Source organism: Streptomyces sp. NBC_01515, from assembly GCF_045040345.1.
Taxonomy (GTDB): Bacteria; Actinomycetota; Actinomycetes; order Streptomycetales; family Streptomycetaceae; genus Streptomyces.
Genome location: NZ_CP109416.1, coordinates 4,107,830 through 4,127,038 on the forward strand (window position 1 = coordinate 4,107,830; position 19,209 = coordinate 4,127,038).

Below are 19,209 nucleotides of genomic sequence, written 5' to 3' on the forward strand. Positions count from 1 at the left end.
GATGACGGACCGGCATCATCTGCTCGTGCACGGCGGGACTTTCGCAGCCGTGGGCGACGGCGGGGACATCAGCGGCGTACGGGGCGGCAGTTCCCCGGACGGGTTATTCGTACGGGACGCGCGGCATCTGAGCCGCTGGCAGTTGACGGTCGACGGCGCGGTGCCGGAGGCGTTGACACCGGTGGCCGACGGAGACATGGCGCGCTGCGTCCTCGTCCCGCGCGGCGGTCGCCAGGAGCCGCCCGCGCACACGCTTTTCCGTGAACAGGCCGTCGGCGACGGCGCGTTCGTCGAATCGCTGAAGGTGACCAGCAACCGTCCGGTCCCGACGACGGTCCGGCTCGCGGTCACCGCGGACGCCGACTTCACGGACCAGTTCGAACTCCGCTCGGACTACCGCACGTACGCGAAGATCGGCGCCACCCGCTCCCGCCAAGTCCTGGAGGACGGCGTGGAGTTCGCCTACCAGCGCGGCGAATGGCGTTCCTGTACGACGGTCACGGCCGAGCCCGCTCCGGACGGCGTCGAGGAGACCGGCACCGGCGCCCGCCGCATGGTGTGGACCCTGGACCTCGAACCGCACGGCACCGCCGAGTTGGCGCTCCGCGTGATGGCCCGCCCGCACGGCGACAAGCGCGCGCTGCGGGTACCGCGCTCACCGTCCGCCCTGAACGACCAACTCATCGCCCTGGAGGGCGAGTACGTCCAGGGCGTCTCCTTCCCCACCGGCTGGCCGGAGTTGGCCGCGGCCTGCGCCCGGGGTCTGTCGGACCTGGCGTCGCTCCAGGTCCCGGCGACGGGCCCGGACGGCGAGGAGTTGCGCGTACCGGCGGCGGGAGCCCCGTGGTTCCTGACCCTCCTGGGCAGGGACGCGCTCCTCACGTCCCTGTTCGCGCTCCCGTACCGCCCCCAACTGGCCGCAGCCACCCTCCCCGCCCTCGCCGCGACGCAGGCGACGGCCGTGGGCGCGGAGTCGGTGTCGCAGCCCGGCAAGATCGTGCACGAGGTGCGGCACGGCGAGTTGGCGCACTTCGGGCAGGTGCCGTACGGGCGTTACTACGGCTCGGTGGACGCGACCCCGCTGTTCCTGGTGCTGCTGGGCGCGTACGTCGAGCAGACCGGCGACGCGACGCTCGCCCGGCGCCTGGAGCCCAACGCCCGTGCCGCGATCGGCTGGATGCTGGACCACGGCGGCCTGACCTCGCGCGGCTACCTGGTCTACCGCGCCGACCAGGGCGGCCTGGCCAACCAGAACTGGAAGGACTCCCCCGGCGCGATCTGCGGCGCCGACGGCACGCGGGCGAGCGGTCCGGTGATGGCGGCGGGGGCGCAGGGTTACGCGTACGACGCGCTGCGCCGCACGGCCCAACTCGCCCGCACGGTATGGGAGGACGAGACCTACGCGGCCCTCCTGGAACAGGCGGCGGCGGACCTCCGGGACCGTTTCCAGCGGGACTTCTGGATGCGGGAGCACTCCTTCCCGGCGCTGGCACTGGACGGCGAGGGCAGGCAGGTGGACGCGCTGGCGTCGGATGCGGGCCATCTGCTCTGGTCGGGTCTGCTGGACAAGGAGTACGGCGAGTTGGTCGGCCGCAGGCTCCTGGCCCCGGACTTCTTCTCGGGCTGGGGCGTCCGCACCCTGGCGTCGGGCCAAGCGGCCTACCACCCTCTCTCGTACCACCGGGGTTCGGTCTGGCCGCACGACAACGCGCTGATCACGCTGGGCCTGGCCCGCTACGGTCTGCACGACGAGGCCCGCACGGTCGCGCACGCGCTGGTCGACGCGGCGACGGCGACCGGCCACCGCCTCCCGGAGGTCCTCGCGGGCTACGGCCGCGACACCCACCCGGAGCCGGTCCCGTACCCGCACGCGTGCGTACGGGAGTCCCGTTCGGCGGCGGCTCCATTGGCGCTGCTCACGGCGGTCGGGGGCGCGTGACACAACGGTGATAAGCCGTTTGCCGGGTGTTTGCCCAGTTCCGTGAACAGGGGCCCGAGGCAACTCGTACGGAAGAGCGGCGGTCCTGCCTCCCCAGTCGGACCGCCCCTCCACTCCGATCACGGGCCTCGCACGGAAGGACCTTCGGGTTGCCTCAGCACACGAGCACACGCCAGACACCGAATACGGCAGGGGCAGCCGAGGCCTCCGGCGGTTCCGCGGACACCGACACCGACACCGAGGCCAACTCCGTTGCCGACGCGGGGATTTCCACGGCCGGCTCGGAACCGGGTGAGGTCGATCCAGTCGAGCCGAGCGAGCCTTCGGCACCCGCGGAGAAGCGGAGCGAGACCGGTACCGCCGGGGTCGCCGACGACACCGAGGCCGCGCTCGCCACGAGCACGGAGACGGAAGCCGACGTCCCCGCGAGCGCCGAGACCGAGGCCGAGACCGGTTCCGCCGCCGGCGTCGACGCTGAGTCCGACGGCGCTTCTCCCTCCGCCGAGACCGAACGCGCCGGGAACACCGCGTCCGAGCGAGCCGTAGAACCCTCGGCGAAGCCTGCGCCCCAAGCCGTGTCCGACGCCACGGCGCCCCCCACCGCTGACAACACCGAGCCCGCCGACACCGAGGCCACAGGCTCCCCAGCCCCTGGCTCCGAGGCCGACGCTTCTCCCTCTGCCGCGGAGACCGAGCAGGCCGAGAACACCGCGTCCGATCGGGCCGTAGAAGCTCGCTCCGAAGCCCCGTCGAAGGCCGCGCCCGAGACTGCGGAGCCCGGGACGGCCGACCCCGCGGACGCCGAGGCCGCAGACTCCCCGGCTCCCGGCACCGATGCCTCCGAGGCCTCCGATGTCTCCGAGGAGACCACCGCGTCCACCCCGGATACGGACACCGAAGCCGACGCCGAACCTGAAGCCGACGCCGACGCAGCTGCCGGTGCCACCACCGGCACCACCCCCCGCCCCACTCGCCCCGGCCCCCGCGCCTGGAGCAGCCGGCTCGGGATACGTCGCCGTATACAGGCCTGGCGGGAGAAGCACCCCGTCGCCGCTCGCGTGCTCTCCTGGATCGTCACCCTCCTCGCCGCCGGTCTCGTCCACGTCTGTCTGCAGATGCCGACCACGGTGAACAGCCTGAAGCTCACCGAGTTCATGCGGATCCCGGCGGAGGCGATCATGGGGGCTGTCGTTCTGATCAGCCTGCCGCGACGGCCCCGGATCGTGCTCGCGGCGGTCTCCGGTGTCCTCGCCGCCGTCGTGGCGATCCTGAACATGCTCGACATGGGGTTCAACGAATACCTGGGCCGGGGCTTCAACGTCATCCTGGACTGGAGCCTGTTCGGCGACGCGCAGAGCTATCTCAAGGACACGTTCGGCGGACCGGCCACCACCGGCATCACGGTCGGCCTGATCCTCTTCGTCCTGCTGCTGATCACCTTGGTCGCGCTGGCCGCCGTCCGGCTCGCCAACCTGCTCGCCGCGCACAAGGCCAACGCGTCCCGGGGCGCGCTGATCGCCGGCACCGTCTGGATCACCTGCATGGCGTTCGGCCTCCAGGTCTCCGGGGTGCCGCTCGCCGCGGACCACACCGCCGCGATCCTCAAGCTCCGGACGGTGGCGATCCGCAACACCCTGCGCGACGAGGCCGAGTTCAAGAAGGTCGCCAAGGTCGACGCCTTCGGCAACACCCCCGGCAGCCAGCTCGTCCCGGACCTCCGCGGCAAGGACATGATCTTCACCTTCATCGAGAGCTACGGCCGTAGCGCGATCGAGGACCCGATCATGGCGCCCGGCGTCGACTCGACGCTCGCCGCCGACACCAAGGCCCTCTCGAAGGCGGGCTTCGCCGCGAAGAGCGGCTGGCTGACCTCGGCGACCTACGGCGGCAGCAGCTGGCTCGGCCACTCCACCACCATGTCGGGCCTGTGGGTCAGCAACCAGCAGCGCTACCGCACGGTGATGGCCAGCGACCACCTGAGCCTGACCGACGCCTTCAAGAAGACCGGCGACTACGACACCGTCGGCGTGATGCCGGGCATCCAGAAGGGCTGGCCCGAGCAGAGCTTCTACGGCCTCGACAAGGTCTACAACGCATTCCAACTCGGCTACCAGGGACCGAAGTTCAGCTGGTCGACGATGCCCGACCAGTACGCGCTGGAGCAGTTCCAGAAGCAGGTGCACAGCAAGCCCCGCACCGACGGCAAGTCGCTGATGTCGCTGCTGATCCTGACCTCCAGCCACCAGCCCTGGGCACCGATCCCGAAGCTCGTCCCCTGGGACCAGCTGGGCAACGGTTCGATCTTCGACTCGATCGAGAGGGCCGGCAACAAGGCGTCCGACGTCATCGCCGACACCACCAAGTCCCGCCAGGAGTACGGCAAGTCGATCCAGTACTCGGTGAACTCCCTCACCCAGTGGCTGGAGCGCTACGGCAACGACAACACCGTGCTCGTCTTCCTCGGCGACCACCAGCCGATCGCCCGCGTCAGCGGCAGCCACGCCAGCCGCGACGTCCCGATCTCGATCGTCGCCAAGGACCCCAAGGTCCTTGCGAAGGTCGACAGTTGGAACTGGACCGACGGCCTGCGCCCCGCCCACGACGCCCCGGTGTGGAAGATGAGCGCCTTCCGCGACAAGTTCCTCACGGCGTACGGCTCGACGCCCCACCCGAAGACGAACTGAGCGGCAGAAGCCGAACTGAGCGCCCGCCCAACGGAGTTCAGCCGCCGGACGTGTCCAGCTCCGCGTCCTCGCCGATCCCCGCGCAGTCGTACGGGTCCTTCAGCCAGCCGTCCGGCAACACCACCCGGTTGTTGCCGGACGTACGGCCGCGGGGCCCGTCGGCGCCCACCGGCCAGGGCTGGTCGAGGTCCAACTCGTCGAGCCCGGAACGGAGTTCCTGAAGCGACGACGTGATCGCGAGGCGCTTGCGCATCTCGCTCCCGACCGCGAAGCCCTTCAGGTACCAGGCGACGTGCTTACGGAAGTCGATGACTCCCCGCGCCTCGTCCCCGATCCACTCACCGAGCAGCGTCGCGTGCCGCACCATGACGTCCGCGACCTCGCGCAACGACGGCTCCAGGACGTCCTGTTCACGTCCCTCGAAGGCCGCCACGAGGTCGGCGAACAGCCACGGACGCCCGAGGCATCCGCGCCCGACCACGACCCCGTCGCACCCTGTCTCCCGCACCATCCGCAGCGCGTCCTGCGCCGACCAGATGTCGCCGTTGCCGAGCACGGGGATCTCCGGCACATGCTCCTTCAGGCGCGCGATCGCGTCCCAGTCCGCCGTACCGCCGTAGTGCTGGGCAGCCGTGCGGCCGTGCAGCGCGATGGACGTGACGCCCTCCTCGACGGCGATGCGGCCGGCGTCGAGGAAGGTGATGTGGTCGTCGTCGATGCCCTTGCGCATCTTCATCGTGACGGGCAGGTCACCGGCCCCGCTGACGGCCTCCTTCAGGATCGCCCGCAGCAGGTTCCGCTTGTACGGCAGCGCGGAGCCGCCGCCCTTGCGGGTGACCTTGGGCACCGGGCAGCCGAAGTTGAGGTCGATGTGGTCGGCGAGCCCCTCCTCCGCGATCATGCGGACGGCCTTGCCGACGGTCGCCGGGTCGACGCCGTACAGCTGGATCGAGCGAGGTTTCTCGGTCTCGTCGAAACGGATCAGCTGCATGGTCTTGTCGTTGCGCTCGACCAGCGCCCGGGTCGTGATCATCTCGCTCACGAACAGGCCCTTGCCACCACTGGCCGCATCCTTTGCTTCGCCTCCGGCGAATGCTTCGCCTTCGGCGAAGGACCTGCACAGGGTGCGGAAGGGCGCGTTGGTGATCCCGGCCATGGGGGCCAGGACGACAGGCGGCGAGACGGTGTACGGGCCAACCCGCAACGGGGTCACAGCCGGGGACACGGGCGGGGAGACAGGCGCGGAGACGGGCGTGGACATTGCTCCATTGTCCCGTACGACGCCGGGTGCCCGGGGCCGAGGATCGTGTATCGGTAATTAGTTAGCCGCACTATCGAGTTTGGCGTACGATGGTGCGCATGCCCGAGCTCAGCCACCGCCGCCGACAGCTGGTGCTCGCGATCTGCTGCATGAGTCTGCTGATCGTGAGCCTGGACGTGACCATCCTGAACGTGGCGCTGCCCGCGATGCAGACCGATCTCCATGCCTCGACCTCCGGTCTGCAGTGGACGATCGACGCGTACACCCTGGTCCTGGCCTCCCTGCTGATGCTGGCAGGCTCCACGGCCGACCGGATCGGCCGCAAACGGGTCTTCATCGCCGGCCTGGTGGTCTTCAGCCTCGGCTCGCTGCTCTGCTCCCTCGCGCCGGATCTGGACGCGCTGATCTGGTTCCGCATGATCCAGGCGGTCGGCGGCTCGATGCTCAACCCGGTCGCCATGTCGATCATCACCAACACCTTCACCGAGCCGCGCGAGCGGGCCCGCGCGATCGGTGTGTGGGGCGCGGTCGTCGGCATATCGATGGCCGCCGGTCCGCTGATCGGCGGGCTGCTCGTGGACTCGGTCGGCTGGCGCTCGATCTTCTGGATCAACCTGCCGGTGGGCCTGGCCGCGCTGCTGCTCACGCTGAAGTTCATCCCGGAGTCCCGCGCACCCAAGGCCCGCCGTGCCGACCCGGTCGGCCAGCTGATGGTGATCGCCCTGTTCGGCTCCCTGACGTACGCGATCATCGAGGCGCCGAGCTCCGGGTTCACGGCGATCCTGCCGTTCGCGATCCTCGCGCTGGCCGCCCTCGCCGGGCTCCTCTGGTACGAGCCGCGGCGCGACGAACCCCTCATCGACCTGCGCTTCTTCCGTTCGGCGCCGTTCAGTGGGGCGACGGTGATCGCCATCAGCGCGTTCTCGGCGCTGGGCGGCTTCCTGTTCCTGTCCACGCTGTATCTGCAGAACGTGGTCGGTCTCGACGCGCTGCACGCCGGCCTGTGGATGTTGCCGATGGCCGTTCCCACGTTCCTGTGCGCGCCGATCTCCGGGCGGCTGGTCGGTAGTCGCGGGCCGCGAATATCCCTGCTGATCGCAGGGACGGCGATGACGGCGAGTGCGGTGCTGTTCGCGGGGTTCGAGGCGGAGACGTCCGGGGTCTCGCGGTTCATCGGGTACGCGCTGTTCGGGATCGGGTTCGGGTTCGTGAACGCGCCGATCACGAATACGGCGGTGTCCGGGATGCCTCGCGCTCAAGCGGGGGTTGCGGCGGCCGTGGCGTCCACGAGTCGGCAGTTGGGGCAGACGCTCGGGGTTGCGGTGGTTGGGGCGGTGTTGGCTTCCGGGGTGGTGGCGTCGTCGTACAAGGAGACGTTTGTTTCCGCGGCTCGGCCCGGGTGGTGGATTTTGGTGGCGTGCGGGTTGGCTGTGCTGGTGCTCGGTGCGGTGACCAGTGGGGTTTGGGCACGTCGGACTGCTGAACGTACGGCTGAGCGGTTGCAGTCTGTTGAAGTACGCGAAGCGGCTGGGATCAACGCTTAGTTCTGCGGGTGCGGGTCCGCTGCGGCTGGTCGCGCCCACGCGGCGGTAGCCGCAAATCCGATACAGTCCCGCGCCCCTGGGGAGTTCACCTCGCCTGAGCTATTTTGTGCAGCTTCTCCAGGCGTTCTCGCGACTCCCCGTCCGCCGGAGCGTAGGTCACCATCCTTGGCCCCCTCGCCGGTCCCAGCCACAAGTCCGTGTGGTCGACCGTGATGCGGCCCACGTGGGTGTTGCGGAACTCCTTGCGGCGGGGGCTGGCGCCCATGACCTCGTGACGGTCCCAGACCTCGCAGAACTCGGGGGACGTGCGGAGACGCTTCAGGAGGGTCTTCCAGGTGGGGTCGGCGAGGTGGTCGGCCATCGAGCCGCGGAAGCGGGCGGCCATGAGGCGCTGGGACTTCTCCAGATGCACGATCGACGACTGCCACTCCTCGTGCGTGTAGGAGAGGATCAGGCAGTTGCGGTCCTCCGGGGGTACCGCGTCCAGGTCGCAGAGCAGCATCCCGTAGGTGCGGTTGTAGGCGAGGATGTCGTACCTGCTGTTCTGCAGGCAGGCCGGGATCGGGTCCAGCTGGTCCAGCATCGACTGCAGGGCGGGCGTGACGACCGCGCAGCTCGTGGCCGGCCGGGGGTCGATCGCACCGGCCAGCTGGAAGAGGTGGGAGCGTTCGCTGCCGTCCAGGAACAGGGTGCGGGCAAGGGCGTCGAGGACCTGTACGGAGACCTGGATGTCCCGGGCCTGTTCGAGCCACGTGTACCAGGTGACCCCGACCGCGGCGAGCTGCGCGACCTCCTCGCGGCGCAGGCCGGGTGTACGGCGCCGGGTGCCGCGCGGCAGGCCGACCTGCTCCGGGGCGATGTGCTCCCGGCGGTGGCGCAGGAACGCGGCGAGTTCATGCCGCCGGACCGTCGACGCGGTCTGCGGAACACCTGCGGCCTCGACCGTCGCCTGCGTCACCGCCGCCTCGGACACCGCCGCCGCTGTCACCGCTGCCGCTGTCACCGTCTCCTGTGCCATCGTCGTCATCGCTCCAGTCTGCCGCTGCCCGGATCCTGTTTCCAGGTAGTCCTTCTACCAGGATAAGAACACTCTGGTACCAGTCTCCCGGAAGGCGCACGCTCGTCAGCGTGACCGAAACCATCGCTTCCCGCACCGTCAAGTCCCCGGCGGCGGCACCCGTGCTCAGCGGCCTCGGACTGTTCACGGTGCTGCTGGCCGCGGCGCTGCCCCTCATCGACTTCTTCATCGTGAACGTGGCCCTGCCGACCATCGGCAAGGACCTCTCGGCGAGCGAGGCCGTCCTCGAACTCGTCGTCGCCGGCTACGGCGTCTCGTACGCCGTGCTGCTCGTCCTCGGCGGGCGGCTCGGCGACCTGTTCGGGCGCCGTCGGCTGTTCCTGGGCGGGATGGCGGCGTTCGGCGTCACCTCGCTCGCGTGCGGCCTCGCGCCCACCGCGTGGACGCTGGTCGCCGCGCGGATCGCGCAGGGCGCGGCGTCCGCGGCGATGCTCCCGCAGGTCCTCGCCACCATCCAGTCCGCGACCCAGGGCCCGCGCCGCGCCAAGGCGATGGGCCTGTACGGCGCGACCGCCGGCCTCGCCATGGTCGCCGGCCAGATCCTCGGCGGGGTTCTGGTCGCCGCGGACATCGCCGGTACGGGCTGGCGCGCGGTGTTCCTGGTGAACGTGCCGGTCGTCGTCGTCGGCCTGTTCCTGGCCGCCAAGGTCGTACCGGAGACGCGTTCCCAGCACCCTGAGCCGGTGGACGTGCCCGGCACCTTCCTGCTCGGCGCGTCTCTGCTGGCGCTGCTGGTGCCGCTGACCGAGGGCCGGGCGGCGGGCTGGCCGCTGTGGACGTGGCTGTCGCTGGCCGCGTTCCCGGGGCTCGCGTCGGCGTTCTACGCGGTGGAGCGCAGGGCGGACCGGCAGGGCCGTACGCCGCTGGTGCCGCCGAGTCTGCTGGCGCTGACCTCGCTGCGGCGCGGGCTGGTGATGATCCTGCCGTTCGCGATCGGCTTCAGCGGGTTCATGTTCGTGATCGCGGTGGCGCTGCAGAGCGGCGCGGGTCTCGGCCCGGTCGCGGCGGGCCTGGCGCTCGTCCCGCTGGCGGTGACCTTCTTCCTCGCCTCGCTCGCCGGGCCGCGCCTGGTGGCCCGGTACGGCACGCGCGTCGTGACGGCGGGGTCGGTCGTCCAGGCGGTGGGGCTCGGCCTGATCGTGCTGGCCGTGTGGCGCTCCTGGCCGCATCTCGGGTTCGTCGAACTGCTCCCCGGCGCGGCCGTCGCCGGCGCCGGTCAGGCGCTCCAACTCCCCATCATCTTCCGGATCATCCTGTCCGAGGTCCCGGCCGCCCGTGCCGGTGTGGGCGCCGGCGTCATGGTCACCACCCAGCAGTCCGCGCTGGCACTGGGCGTGGCCACCCTCGGCACCCTCTTCCTCTCCCTGGTCCCGGGGATGGGCATGCGGGACGCCCTGGCCATAACCCTGTTGGTGCAGCTGGCCGGGGTCGTCCTGACCGGCCTGCTCAGCCTGCGGCTGCCGCGCACGATCGGCTGACATACCGGCTGACGTACCGAAGGACATTCCGGACGACACCCGGGATGTCATGTTCACAGCTTGGACAACTCGGCGTGAATTGAGCCCTGTTGATGTTGGTCTTGCTGCACACTCCTTGCCGGAGACTCCTGAACGGAGGCGAGGCGCATGTTGCAGATCAACACGAGCAAAGTGAGCCGCTGGGACCAGCACGGGCGGGAACATGTCGTCCGCGTGCAGCGCAAGGGCGCGCAGCGCACGATCGTGTGCGACACCTGCGGCTGGAAGAAGAACGCGCAGTTCCTGCCCTGGCTGAAGGCGGAGGAGCATCTGGCCGAGGAGCACCAGGCGACGGTGGACCCGACCGCCGACTGACCGGGGAGCCGGGAGCGGGGAGCGATGAGTTCGGGAGGCGAGGAGAGTCGTATCCGATACGACTCCCCGGACCGGAAGGCCGACCGATGAGCTCTCTCCACGACACCCTGCGCCGACGCGTCGACGACGGCACCGTGCCGGGGGCGGTGGGCCTGGTGGCCCGCGGCGACGACGTCGAGGTGGTCGCCGTCGGCTCCGTCGACGTCGAGGGCACCGCCCCGATGGCCCGCGACTCGATCTTCCGGATCGCGTCGGTCAGCAAGCCGGTCACGGCGGCGGCGGTGCTGGCGCTGGTGGAGGACGGGCGGCTCGCGCTGGACGCCCCGGTGGCGGAGTGGCTGCCGGAGCTGGCGAAGCCGACGGTGGTCCGCACGCCGTCCTCGCCCGTCGACGACGTGGTCCCGGCGGAGCGTCCGGTCACGGTCGAGGACCTGCTGAGCTTCCGGGCCGGCTGGGGCTTCCCGGACGACTTCTTCCTGGCGGCCGTCCAGGCGCTGCTCGCGTTCCAGCGGGACGGCCGCGCGCCCTACCTCCAGCCGGGCCCCGACGAGTGGCTCGCCGCCCTGTCCCGGATCCCGATGGTGCGCCAGCCGGGCGCCGCGTGGCTCTACAACACCTGCTCGGACATCCAGGGGGTCCTGGTCGCCCGTGCCTCGGGCTCGTCATTCCCCGACTTCCTGGCGGAGCGGTTCTTCGGGCCGCTGGGCATGCCGGACACGGCGTTCGCGGTGCCGGAGTCGAAGCGGGCCCGCTTCACCACCGCCTACACCCCGGGCGAGCTGGGCGCCCTGGAGCAGGCCGACACCCCGGACGGCGGCTTCAGCCGCCCCCCGGCCTTCCCCTCGGGTGCCGGCGGCCTGGTCTCGACGGCCGACGACCTGCTGGCCTTCGGCCGCATGCTCGCGAACGCCGGCGCCGCACCGGACGGCACCCCGGTCCTCTCCCCCACCTCCGTGAGCCGCATGACCACCAACCACCTCACCGCGGCCCAGCGCGAGGCCGCCACCCTCTTCCTGGAGGGCCAGGGCTGGGGCTACGGCGGCCAGGTCGACGTCGCTCCGGCCGACCCGTGGAACGTCCCCGGCCGCTACGGCTGGGTCGGCGGCACCGGCACCACGGCCCACGTGGTCCCGCCCACGGGCACGGTGACGGTCCTGCTGACCCAGGTGGCGATGACCAGCCCGACACCGACACCGCTGATGCGGGAGTTCTGGGGGTACGCGGCGGGGCACTGACCCTCTCGACTCGCCGTCGCGGCCGACCGGCATGAGCATGGATGGGCGTGATCAGCCGAACATTCCGCCGAACGAGAGGAATCCCCCGTGAAGGTCACTCGCACGATCGCCGCCGGCGCCCTGAGTCTCGCCCTGCTGTCGGCCGGGACGGCGAGCGCCTTCGCCGCCTCCCCGAGTCCGAGCGCCATGGGCTCGATCACCGTCAAGGCCGACAAGAGCACGGTCAACGCCGGTGACAAGGTGACCTTCAGCGGCCGCACCAAGGGCCTGAAGGTAGGCGCCAAGCTGGTGCTCCAGCACGAGAAGTCCGGGAAGTGGAACGCGCTCAACGGGAGCACCACGGTCAAGAACGGCAGCAGTTACTCACTCACCGCGAAGCTCAACACCAAGGGCCAGGAACACCTGCGGATCGCGGCCGGCACGACCTACTCCCCGACCGTCACCGTCAAGGTGAACTGACCGGAGCCCACGGCCAGTTCACCGCAGCCCCCGCACCAACAGCTCCACCATCGCCCCGAACTCACCCTCCACGCCCGGCTTCAGCCACTCCCGGGCGTACGAGGGGTCATGAAAGCGGCCGGTGGCCTGGAAGACGACGCGGGCGGCGACGGCCGGGTCGGGGGCCGTGAAGGCGCCGCTGTCGACGCCCGCCCGCACGATCTCCGTCAGCTGGCCGGTGAGTTCGGCGATGTGCTCGCTGACCGCCTCGCCCGCCTCCTCGGCGAGGACCGAGTACGTGGCGAACAGCTCGGGATCACCGCCGGCCTTCTTCCGCTTGGCGTCGAACAGTCCCGCCAGCCAGTGCCGCAGCCGGGTCTCCGGGTCGCGGTCCTCCGTCACGAAACGGGACAGCATCCGCGAAGTCCGGTCCAGCCAGCGCTTGGTGACCGCCTCGCGCAGCGCGGCCTTCGTGCGGAAGTGCCGGTAGACGGTGCCATGGCTGACGCCGAGCGCGCGGGCCACGTCCACCACGGTGGCCTTCGCCGGGCCGTGGCGGCGCAGCACCTCCTCGGTCGCTTCGAGGATGCGCTCGGCGGTCAGGGTCTCGCTCGGTGCCATGACGAAGACCGTACCCGCAGGCCGGATCAGTGCTCGCTGTCGAGGTGCGCCATCATCGCCGACGGGTAGCGGTCGCCCACCGCCGAGTCCGCCGGTACGGCCGCCTCGATCGCGGCCAGGTCCGCCGCGTCCAGTACGACGTCCAGCGCGCCCAGCGACTCCGCCAGCCGCTCCCGGGTCCGCGCGCCGACCAGCGGCACGATGTCCTCGCCCCGCGACAGCACCCAGGCGATGGCGAGTTGGGCGACGGAGACGCCCTTCTGCTCGGCGAGCTTCCGCAACTGCTCGACCAGGGTCAGGTTGTGCTGGAGATTCTCGCCCTGGAAGCGCGGCGAGTGCGCCCGGAAGTCGCTCGCGCCGAGCTGCCGGTCGGACGTGAAGTGCCCGGAGATCAGCCCGCGCGACAGCACGCCGTACGCCGTGACGGAGATCCCCAGCTCCCGGGTGACGGGCAGGATCCGCTCCTCGATGCCGCGCGTGATCAGCGCGTACTCCAGCTGCACGTCCGCGATCGGCGCGGTCGCGGCGGCCCGGCGGATCGTGTCGGCGCCGACCTCGCTGAGCCCGATGTGCCGGACGTAGCCCTGCTCGACCAGCTCGGCGATCGCGCCGACCGTCTCCTCGACCGGTACGCCGGGGTCCACCCGGGCGATCCGGTACACGTCGATGTGGTCGACGCCGAGGCGCTGGAGGGAGTACGCGGCGAAGTTCTTCACGGCGGCGGGCCGGCCGTCGTAGCCGGACCAGCCGCCGTCCGGGCCGCGCAGCGCCCCGAACTTGACGCTGGTGAGCGCCTGTTCGCGCCGGGCGGCCGGGGCGGTGCGCAAGGCCTCGCCGATCAGCATCTCGTTGTGGCCCATGGCGTAGAAGTCGCCGGTGTCGAGGAGCGTCACGCCCGCTTCGAGGGCGGCGTGGATGGTGGCGATGGACTCGGCCCGGTCGGCGTCGCCGTACAACGCGGACATGCCCATGCAGCCGAGGCCGAGGGCGGAGACCTGGGGGCCGGTGGTTCCGAGAGTGCGCGTGGGGATCGTCATGCACCCCACCTTGGCATGACAGCTGACAGATTTCAATATCTGTCATTCCATATTTGTCATTCCATATTTGCCAGCCGGCCGCACTCCGGCCCGAGCGAGTGGTACAGACCTCTTGACGAAAGGTCTGGACCACGAGCACTGTCATGCCTACGACACACGACACCTCACCGCACCCCCACCGGGAGGCCCGTATGCTCCGTCGACTCCTCACCGCCGCCCTCACGACGGCCACGCTCCTCGTCCCGCTCTCGATAGCCACCGCCCCCACCGCGTCCGCGGCCGACACCTGCGCGGTGAAGTCCCGCCCGGCCGGCAAGGTCCTCCAGGGCTACTGGGAGAACTGGGACGGCTCCTCCAACGGCGTTCATCCGCCCTTCGGTTGGACCCCGATCACCAACTCCGCGATCGCCACCCACGGCTACAACGTGATCAACGCGGCCTTCCCGGTGATCCGTTCCGACGGAACGGCCCTGTGGGAGGACGGCATGGACGCGGGCGTGAAGGTGGCCACGCCCGCCGAGATGTGCGCGGCGAAGGCCTCCGGCCAGACGATCCTGATGTCGATCGGCGGCGCGGCCGCGGGCATCGACCTCAGCTCGACCACCGTGGCCAACAAGTTCGTCTCGACGATCGTGCCGATCCTGAAGAAGTACAACTTCGACGGCATCGACATCGACATCGAGACGGGCCTGGTCGGCAGCGGAAACATCGGCCAACTCTCCACGTCCCAGGCCAACTTGATCCGCATCATCGACGGCATCCTCGCCCAGATGCCGTCCAACTTCGGCCTGACGATGGCCCCGGAGACCGCGTACGTCACCGGCGGCAGCATCACGTACGGCTCGATCTGGGGCGCGTATCTCCCGATCGTGAAGAAGTACGCGGACAACGGCCGCCTGTGGTGGCTCAACATGCAGTACTACAACGGCAGCATGTACGGCTGCTCCGGCGACTCGTACTCGGCGGGCACGGTCGCGGGCTTCACCGCCCAGACCGACTGCCTCAACAAGGGCCTGGTCGTGCAGGGCACGACGATCAAGGTGCCGTACGACAAGCAAGTACCGGGCCTGCCCGCCCAGTCGGGCGCGGGCGGCGGCTACATGTCACCGTCGCTGGTCTCCCAGGCCTGGCGCCACTACGGCACGTCCCTCAAGGGCCTGATGACCTGGTCCATCAACTGGGACGGCTCGAAGAACTGGACGTTCGGCGACAACGTGAAGTCCCTGCAAGGGCGTTGAGAGCGGCGCACAAAAAAACCGCGGGCGGGCTGATCAACTCAGCCCGCCCGCGGTCCCGTTCACAACTCACACCCTAGGCACCGATCAGGCGACCCGCGAGGTAGCCCTCGATCTGGTCCAGGGAGATGCGCTCCTGCTTCATGGAGTCGCGCTCGCGCACCGTCACCGCGTTGTCCTCAAGCGTGTCGAAGTCGACCGTCACGCAGTACGGCGTACCGATCTCGTCCTGACGCCGGTAACGACGGCCGATCGCACCCGCGTCGTCGAACTCGATGTTCCAGTTCTGACGAAGGGCGGCGGCAAGGCCCTTGGCCTTCGGGGACAGCTCCGGGTTGCGGGACAGCGGAAGCACCGCGACCTTCACCGGGGCGAGCCGGTGGTCGAGGCGCAGCACCGTGCGCTTCTCCAACTTGCCCTTGGCGTTGGGCGCTTCGTCCTCGACGTAGGCGTCGAGGAGGAACGCCAGCATCGCGCGGCCGACACCGGCGGCGGGCTCGATGACGTACGGCGTCCAGCGCTCCTGGGCCTCCTGGTCGAAGAAGGAGAGGTCCTGGCCGGAGGCCTTGGAGTGGGCGTTCAGGTCGAAGTCCGTGCGGTTGGCGACGCCCTCCAGCTCACCCCACTCGTTGCCGCCGAACTGGAAGCGGTACTCGATGTCGGCGGTGCGCTTGGAGTAGTGGGAGAGCTTCTCCTTGGGGTGGTCGTACCACCGCATGTTCTCCTCGCGCAGACCCAGGCCGGTGTACCAGTTCCAGCGCTGCTCCATCCAGTACTCCTGCCACTTCTCGTCCTCGCCCGGCTTGACGAAGAACTCCATCTCCATCTGCTCGAACTCGCGGGTCCGGAAGATGAAGTTGCCGGGCGTGATCTCGTTGCGGAAGGACTTGCCCATCTGCGCGATGCCGAACGGCGGCTTCTTGCGCGAAGTGGTCTGCACCTGGCCGAAGTTGGTGAAGATGCCCTGGGCGGTCTCGGGGCGCAGGTAGGCGACGGAGCCGGTGTCCTGCGTCGGGCCCAGGTGGGTGGAGAGCAGGCCGGAGAACTCCTTGGGCTCGGTGAACTGGCCCTTGTTGCCGCAGTTGGGGCAGTTGATGTCGGCGAGGCCGTTCTCGGGGGCGCGGCCGTGCTTGGCCTCGTACGCCTCCTCCAGGTGGTCCGCGCGGAACCGCTTGTGACACGCGGTGCACTCGGTCAACGGGTCCGAGAAAGTGGCGACATGGCCGGAGGCGACCCACACCTCGGGGGCCAGGATCACGGACGAGTCGATGCCGACCACGTCCTCGCGCGACGTCACCATGTAGCGCCACCACTGGCGCTTCAGGTTCTCCTTGAGCTCGACACCCAGGGGCCCGTAGTCCCAAGCGGCGCGCTGGCCGCCGTAGATCTCACTACTGGGGAATACGAAGCCACGGCGCTTGCTCAGGCTGACGATGGTGTCGATCTTGTCGGCGGCCACGATGCTCTCTTCATGACGAATGGACGGTAAGGAGGGGCGGCGCGAAGCGCCTCGATGGGGGGTGGTGGTCGGGAGACGGGCGGGCGAATGACTTAGGTTACCGGCGCCTCCCGCCCCTATATCAAATCGGTTCCTCACCATGCGCTTGTTGACAACGGTTTCCATGTCAGTTGAAAATGACTGTCATGAACGTACGACGACGCCACATATCCGGGATCGCCATCGCCGCGGCCACCGCCCTCGGTCTCGGGACCCTCTCCGCCTGCTCCGACAGCGCGGCCGCCGCCAACACGGACAAGTTCGACGTCGTCGCGGCGTTCTACCCACTCCAGTACCTGGCCGAGCAGATCGGCGGGGACCACGTCCACGTCACCAGCCTGACGAAGCCCGGCCAGGAACCGCACGACCTGGAGATCAGCGCGCGGCAGACCGCCGCGCTCGGGGAGTCCGACGCGGTGCTCTACCTCAAGAACCTCCAGCCCTCCGTCGACGCCGTGGTGAGCCAGTCCGGGGTCAAGACGAAGATCGACGCCGCTTCCCTGACCACGGAGGAGAAGCACGGCAACGAGGTCGGCGGCCACGCGGCCTCGCACGACACCTCGAAGAACGACGAGCTGGCCGGTCTCGACCCCCACATCTGGCTCGACCCGGTGCGCTACGCCCAGGTCGCCGCGGGCGTCGGCAAGGCCTTCGAGAAGGCCGACCCGAAGAACGCGGCCGACTACAGGACGAACACCGCGGCCCTGGTCAAGAAGCTGGACGCGCTCAACACCGAGTTCAAGACCGGCCTCGCCGACACCAAGACGAAGGTGTTCATCACCACGCACGCCGCCTTCGGCTACCTCGCCGAGCGCTACGGCCTCACCGAGGAGGCCATCAACGGTCTCGACCCCGAGTCGGAGCCGAGTGCCGAGCGCGTGAAGGACCTTGAGAAGATGGCGAAGGCCGACGGCGTCACCACGGTGTTCTACGAGACGCTCGTCAGCGACAAGACCGCGAAGACCATCGCCGCGGACGCGAACCTGAAGACCGACGTCCTCGACCCGATCGAGGGCATCACCAAGAAGTCCCGCGGCAAGGACTACTTCTCGGTCCAGCAGGCCAACCTCAAGGCCCTGCGGACGGCCTTGGGAAGTAAATGACCAGCACGGAGGACGAGTTGATGAGCGACTTGATGAGCGAGCCCGTCATATCGCTGCGCGGAGTCCGCGCCGAGCTGGGCTCGCGCCCCGTCCTGCGCGGCATCGACCTCACCGTGCGCCGCGGTGAGGTGGTCGCGCTGCTCGGCGCCAACGGCTCCGGCAAGTCGACCGCGATCCGCACGATCATCGGCCAAGTCCCGTTGTCCGCAGGCGAGATCGAGCTGTTCGGCACCCCGCGCCGCGCCTTCAAGGACTGGCGGCGCGTGGGCTACGTACCGCAGCGCACGACGGCCGGGGGCGGGGTGCCCGCCACGGTCACCGAGATCGTCGCGTCCGGCCGTCTCTCCCGCGCCCGCTTCGGTCTGCTGCGCAAGGCGGACCACGAGGCCGTACGGCACGCCCTGGAGCTGGTCGGGATGGAAGACCGGGCCAAGGACTCCGTCGACGCGCTCTCCGGCGGCCAGCACCAGCGTGTGCTGATCGCCCGCGCGCTCGCCGCAGAGCCCGAACTCCTCATCATGGACGAGCCGATGGCGGGCGTGGACCTGGCCAGCCAGAAGGTGCTGGCGGACACCCTGACCCGTCAAGTCGCCGAAGGCACAACGGTGTTGCTCGTCCTGCACGAACTCGGCCCGCTGGAACCGCTGATCGACCGCGCGGTCGTCCTGCGCGACGGCTGCGTCCAGCACGACGGCCCGCCGCCGCGCGCCCTGGGCCAGCACGCGCTGCCCGGCCACGACCACGTACACCCGCACTCGGCGGACGCCGAACCGATCCGCACGGGACTGCTGAGCTGATGGACCTCCTCGACTACGCCTTCATGCAGCGGGCACTCATCGCCGCCGTCCTCGTCGGCATCACCGCCCCCGCGATCGGCATCTACCTCGTCCAGCGCCGCCAGCCCCTCATGGGCGACGGCATCGGCCACGTCGCGATGACCGGCGTGGGCCTCGGCTTCCTGCTGAACGCCTCCCCGGTGTGGATGGCCACCGCCGTCTCCGTGCTCGGCTCGGTCCTGATGGAACTGATCCGCTGGTACGGCAAGACCCGCGGCGACATCGCCCTCGCGATGCTCTTCTACGGCGGTATGGCGGGCGGCGTGATGTTCGTCAACCTCGCGCCGGGCGGCTCGAACGCCAACCTCAGCTCGTACCTCTTCGGCTCCCTCTCGACGGTCTCGCAGTCCGACGTGACGGCGATCGCCATCCTGGCCGCGTTCGTGATCGTGGTCACCCTGGGGCTGCGACGGCAGCTGTTCGCCGTGAACCACGACGAGGAGTTCGCTCGGGTCACGGGCCTGCCCGTCCGTGCCCTGAACCTGCTGACGGCGGTCACCGCGGCCGTCACCGTCACCGTCGCGATGCGGGTCGTGGGCCTGATCCTGGTGTCCGCGCTGATGGTGGTGCCGGTCGCCGCCGCGCAGCAGCTCACCCGCAGTTTCGGGGCGACGCTGGCGATCGCGGGCGTGATCGGCGTGACCGTGACGGTCAGCGGCACCGTCACCTCGTACTACCAGGACGTCCCGCCCGGTGCGACGATCGTGCTCCTGACGATCGCCGCGTTCATCGCGCTCACGGCGCTGGCGACCCCGCTGGCGAGGCGCCGGGCCCGGGCCGCCGCCGCCGCGCGACCTGCCGGGGACCCGGTGGAATGCGCGATTCCGGCCACCCGGGGAGCCGCCGACGAGGTCGGCGTCTGACCACG

At 69.9% G+C, this 19,209-nt stretch carries 16 protein-coding genes; 11 read left to right on the forward strand and 5 right to left on the reverse strand.

What is annotated here, in order from left to right:
- Position 1 precedes the first annotated feature (1 nt).
- Together OG407_RS18170 and OG407_RS18175 are read left to right on the forward strand one after the other, a co-directional pair.
- Complete coding sequence (locus OG407_RS18170) at positions 2 to 1,939, forward strand: glycogen debranching N-terminal domain-containing protein (protein WP_405859305.1); 1,938 nt, start codon at positions 2 to 4, stop codon at positions 1,937 to 1,939.
- Positions 1,940 to 2,088: 149 nt separating this feature from the next.
- Positions 2,089 to 4,623 carry a sulfatase-like hydrolase/transferase gene (locus OG407_RS18175; RefSeq protein WP_405859307.1) on the forward strand — a complete coding sequence of 845 codons (2,535 nt, stop codon included), beginning with the start codon at positions 2,089 to 2,091 and terminating at the stop codon, positions 4,621 to 4,623.
- Positions 4,624 to 4,660: 37 nt separating this feature from the next.
- Here the strand turns inward: OG407_RS18175 and dusB are convergent, their stop codons facing one another.
- Entirely contained in the window at positions 4,661 to 5,884 is a 1,224-nt protein-coding gene (dusB, locus tag OG407_RS18180; RefSeq protein ID WP_405859309.1) for a tRNA dihydrouridine synthase DusB, read from the reverse strand.
- A gap of 98 nt (positions 5,885 to 5,982) precedes the next feature.
- Between dusB and OG407_RS18185 the strand changes: the two genes are divergently transcribed.
- Positions 5,983 to 7,428 carry an MFS transporter gene (locus OG407_RS18185; protein WP_405859311.1) on the forward strand — a complete coding sequence of 482 codons (1,446 nt, stop codon included), beginning with the start codon at positions 5,983 to 5,985 and terminating at the stop codon, positions 7,426 to 7,428.
- An 85-nt stretch (positions 7,429 to 7,513) separates the two neighbouring features.
- On the opposite strand, the gene OG407_RS18190 is transcribed toward OG407_RS18185, so the two are convergent.
- Positions 7,514 to 8,455 carry a helix-turn-helix transcriptional regulator gene (locus OG407_RS18190; protein ID WP_405859313.1) on the reverse strand — a complete coding sequence of 314 codons (942 nt, stop codon included), beginning with the start codon at positions 8,453 to 8,455 and terminating at the stop codon, positions 7,514 to 7,516.
- A gap of 101 nt (positions 8,456 to 8,556) precedes the next feature.
- Between OG407_RS18190 and OG407_RS18195 the strand changes: the two genes are divergently transcribed.
- From OG407_RS18195 to OG407_RS18210, 4 genes are all read left to right on the forward strand, one after another.
- Positions 8,557 to 9,984, forward strand: a complete 1,428-nt coding sequence (locus tag OG407_RS18195) for an MFS transporter (RefSeq protein WP_405859315.1) — start codon at positions 8,557 to 8,559, stop codon at positions 9,982 to 9,984.
- A gap of 147 nt (positions 9,985 to 10,131) precedes the next feature.
- On the forward strand, positions 10,132 to 10,338 hold the full coding sequence (locus OG407_RS18200; RefSeq protein ID WP_327404235.1) for a hypothetical protein: 207 nt from the start codon (positions 10,132 to 10,134) through the stop codon (positions 10,336 to 10,338).
- Positions 10,339 to 10,424: 86 nt separating this feature from the next.
- The gene (locus OG407_RS18205) at positions 10,425 to 11,573 is read left to right on the forward strand and encodes a serine hydrolase domain-containing protein (RefSeq protein ID WP_405859317.1); all 1,149 of its coding nucleotides are present in this window, start codon (positions 10,425 to 10,427) and stop codon (positions 11,571 to 11,573) included.
- Between the two features lie 87 nt (positions 11,574 to 11,660).
- Entirely contained in the window at positions 11,661 to 12,032 is a 372-nt protein-coding gene (locus OG407_RS18210) for a hypothetical protein (RefSeq protein WP_403598524.1), read from the forward strand.
- An 18-nt stretch (positions 12,033 to 12,050) separates the two neighbouring features.
- On the opposite strand, the gene OG407_RS18215 is transcribed toward OG407_RS18210, so the two are convergent.
- Positions 12,051 to 12,632: a TetR family transcriptional regulator gene (locus OG407_RS18215; protein ID WP_405859319.1), complete on the reverse strand. Its 582-nt coding sequence runs from the start codon at positions 12,630 to 12,632 to the stop codon at positions 12,051 to 12,053.
- 26 nt (positions 12,633 to 12,658) lie between these two features.
- Complete coding sequence (locus OG407_RS18220; RefSeq protein ID WP_405859321.1) at positions 12,659 to 13,669, reverse strand: aldo/keto reductase; 1,011 nt, start codon at positions 13,667 to 13,669, stop codon at positions 12,659 to 12,661.
- 191 nt (positions 13,670 to 13,860) lie between these two features.
- On the opposite strand from OG407_RS18220, the gene OG407_RS18225 reads away from it, so the two are divergent.
- On the forward strand, positions 13,861 to 14,907 hold the full coding sequence (locus OG407_RS18225; protein WP_405859323.1) for a chitinase: 1,047 nt from the start codon (positions 13,861 to 13,863) through the stop codon (positions 14,905 to 14,907).
- 73 nt (positions 14,908 to 14,980) lie between these two features.
- Here OG407_RS18225 and OG407_RS18230 read toward each other — a convergent pair whose 3' ends face one another.
- The gene (locus tag OG407_RS18230) at positions 14,981 to 16,363 is read right to left on the reverse strand and encodes a glycine--tRNA ligase (RefSeq protein ID WP_403598534.1); all 1,383 of its coding nucleotides are present in this window, start codon (positions 16,361 to 16,363) and stop codon (positions 14,981 to 14,983) included.
- A gap of 185 nt (positions 16,364 to 16,548) precedes the next feature.
- On the opposite strand from OG407_RS18230, the gene OG407_RS18235 reads away from it, so the two are divergent.
- Genes OG407_RS18235 through OG407_RS18245 form a run of 3 tightly spaced genes read left to right on the forward strand, consistent with a single transcriptional unit; the run spans position 16,549 to position 19,204 of the window.
- Positions 16,549 to 17,505: a metal ABC transporter substrate-binding protein gene (locus OG407_RS18235; RefSeq protein WP_405859325.1), complete on the forward strand. Its 957-nt coding sequence runs from the start codon at positions 16,549 to 16,551 to the stop codon at positions 17,503 to 17,505.
- Positions 17,502 to 18,302, forward strand: coding sequence for a metal ABC transporter ATP-binding protein (locus tag OG407_RS18240; protein WP_405859327.1), 801 nt, complete (start codon positions 17,502 to 17,504; stop codon positions 18,300 to 18,302). The genes OG407_RS18235 and OG407_RS18240 overlap by 4 nt, the downstream gene beginning before the upstream one ends.
- Positions 18,302 to 19,204 carry a metal ABC transporter permease gene (locus tag OG407_RS18245; protein ID WP_405859329.1) on the forward strand — a complete coding sequence of 301 codons (903 nt, stop codon included), beginning with the start codon at positions 18,302 to 18,304 and terminating at the stop codon, positions 19,202 to 19,204. The genes OG407_RS18240 and OG407_RS18245 overlap by 1 nt, the downstream gene beginning before the upstream one ends.
- The last annotated feature ends 5 nt before the right edge of the window (positions 19,205 to 19,209 follow it).

What these genes read in the sequence shown, in the direction of transcription:
- OG407_RS18170 (WP_405859305.1), top strand. Translation starts at nt 2, where the DNA reads ATGACGGACCGGCATCATCTGCTCGTGCACGGCGGGACTTTCGCAGCC.
- dusB (WP_405859309.1), bottom strand. Translation starts at nt 5,884, where the DNA reads ATGTCCACGCCCGTCTCCGCGCCTGTCTCCCCGCCCGTGTCCCCGGCT.
- OG407_RS18185 (WP_405859311.1), top strand. Translation starts at nt 5,983, where the DNA reads ATGCCCGAGCTCAGCCACCGCCGCCGACAGCTGGTGCTCGCGATCTGC.
- OG407_RS18190 (WP_405859313.1), bottom strand. Translation starts at nt 8,455, where the DNA reads ATGACGACGATGGCACAGGAGACGGTGACAGCGGCAGCGGTGACAGCG.
- OG407_RS18200 (WP_327404235.1), top strand. Translation starts at nt 10,132, where the DNA reads ATGTTGCAGATCAACACGAGCAAAGTGAGCCGCTGGGACCAGCACGGG.
- OG407_RS18205 (WP_405859317.1), top strand. Translation starts at nt 10,425, where the DNA reads ATGAGCTCTCTCCACGACACCCTGCGCCGACGCGTCGACGACGGCACC.
- OG407_RS18215 (WP_405859319.1), bottom strand. Translation starts at nt 12,632, where the DNA reads ATGGCACCGAGCGAGACCCTGACCGCCGAGCGCATCCTCGAAGCGACC.
- OG407_RS18220 (WP_405859321.1), bottom strand. Translation starts at nt 13,669, where the DNA reads ATGACGATCCCCACGCGCACTCTCGGAACCACCGGCCCCCAGGTCTCC.
- OG407_RS18225 (WP_405859323.1), top strand. Translation starts at nt 13,861, where the DNA reads ATGCTCCGTCGACTCCTCACCGCCGCCCTCACGACGGCCACGCTCCTC.
- OG407_RS18235 (WP_405859325.1), top strand. Translation starts at nt 16,549, where the DNA reads ATGAACGTACGACGACGCCACATATCCGGGATCGCCATCGCCGCGGCC.
- OG407_RS18240 (WP_405859327.1), top strand. Translation starts at nt 17,502, where the DNA reads ATGACCAGCACGGAGGACGAGTTGATGAGCGACTTGATGAGCGAGCCC.
- OG407_RS18245 (WP_405859329.1), top strand. Translation starts at nt 18,302, where the DNA reads ATGGACCTCCTCGACTACGCCTTCATGCAGCGGGCACTCATCGCCGCC.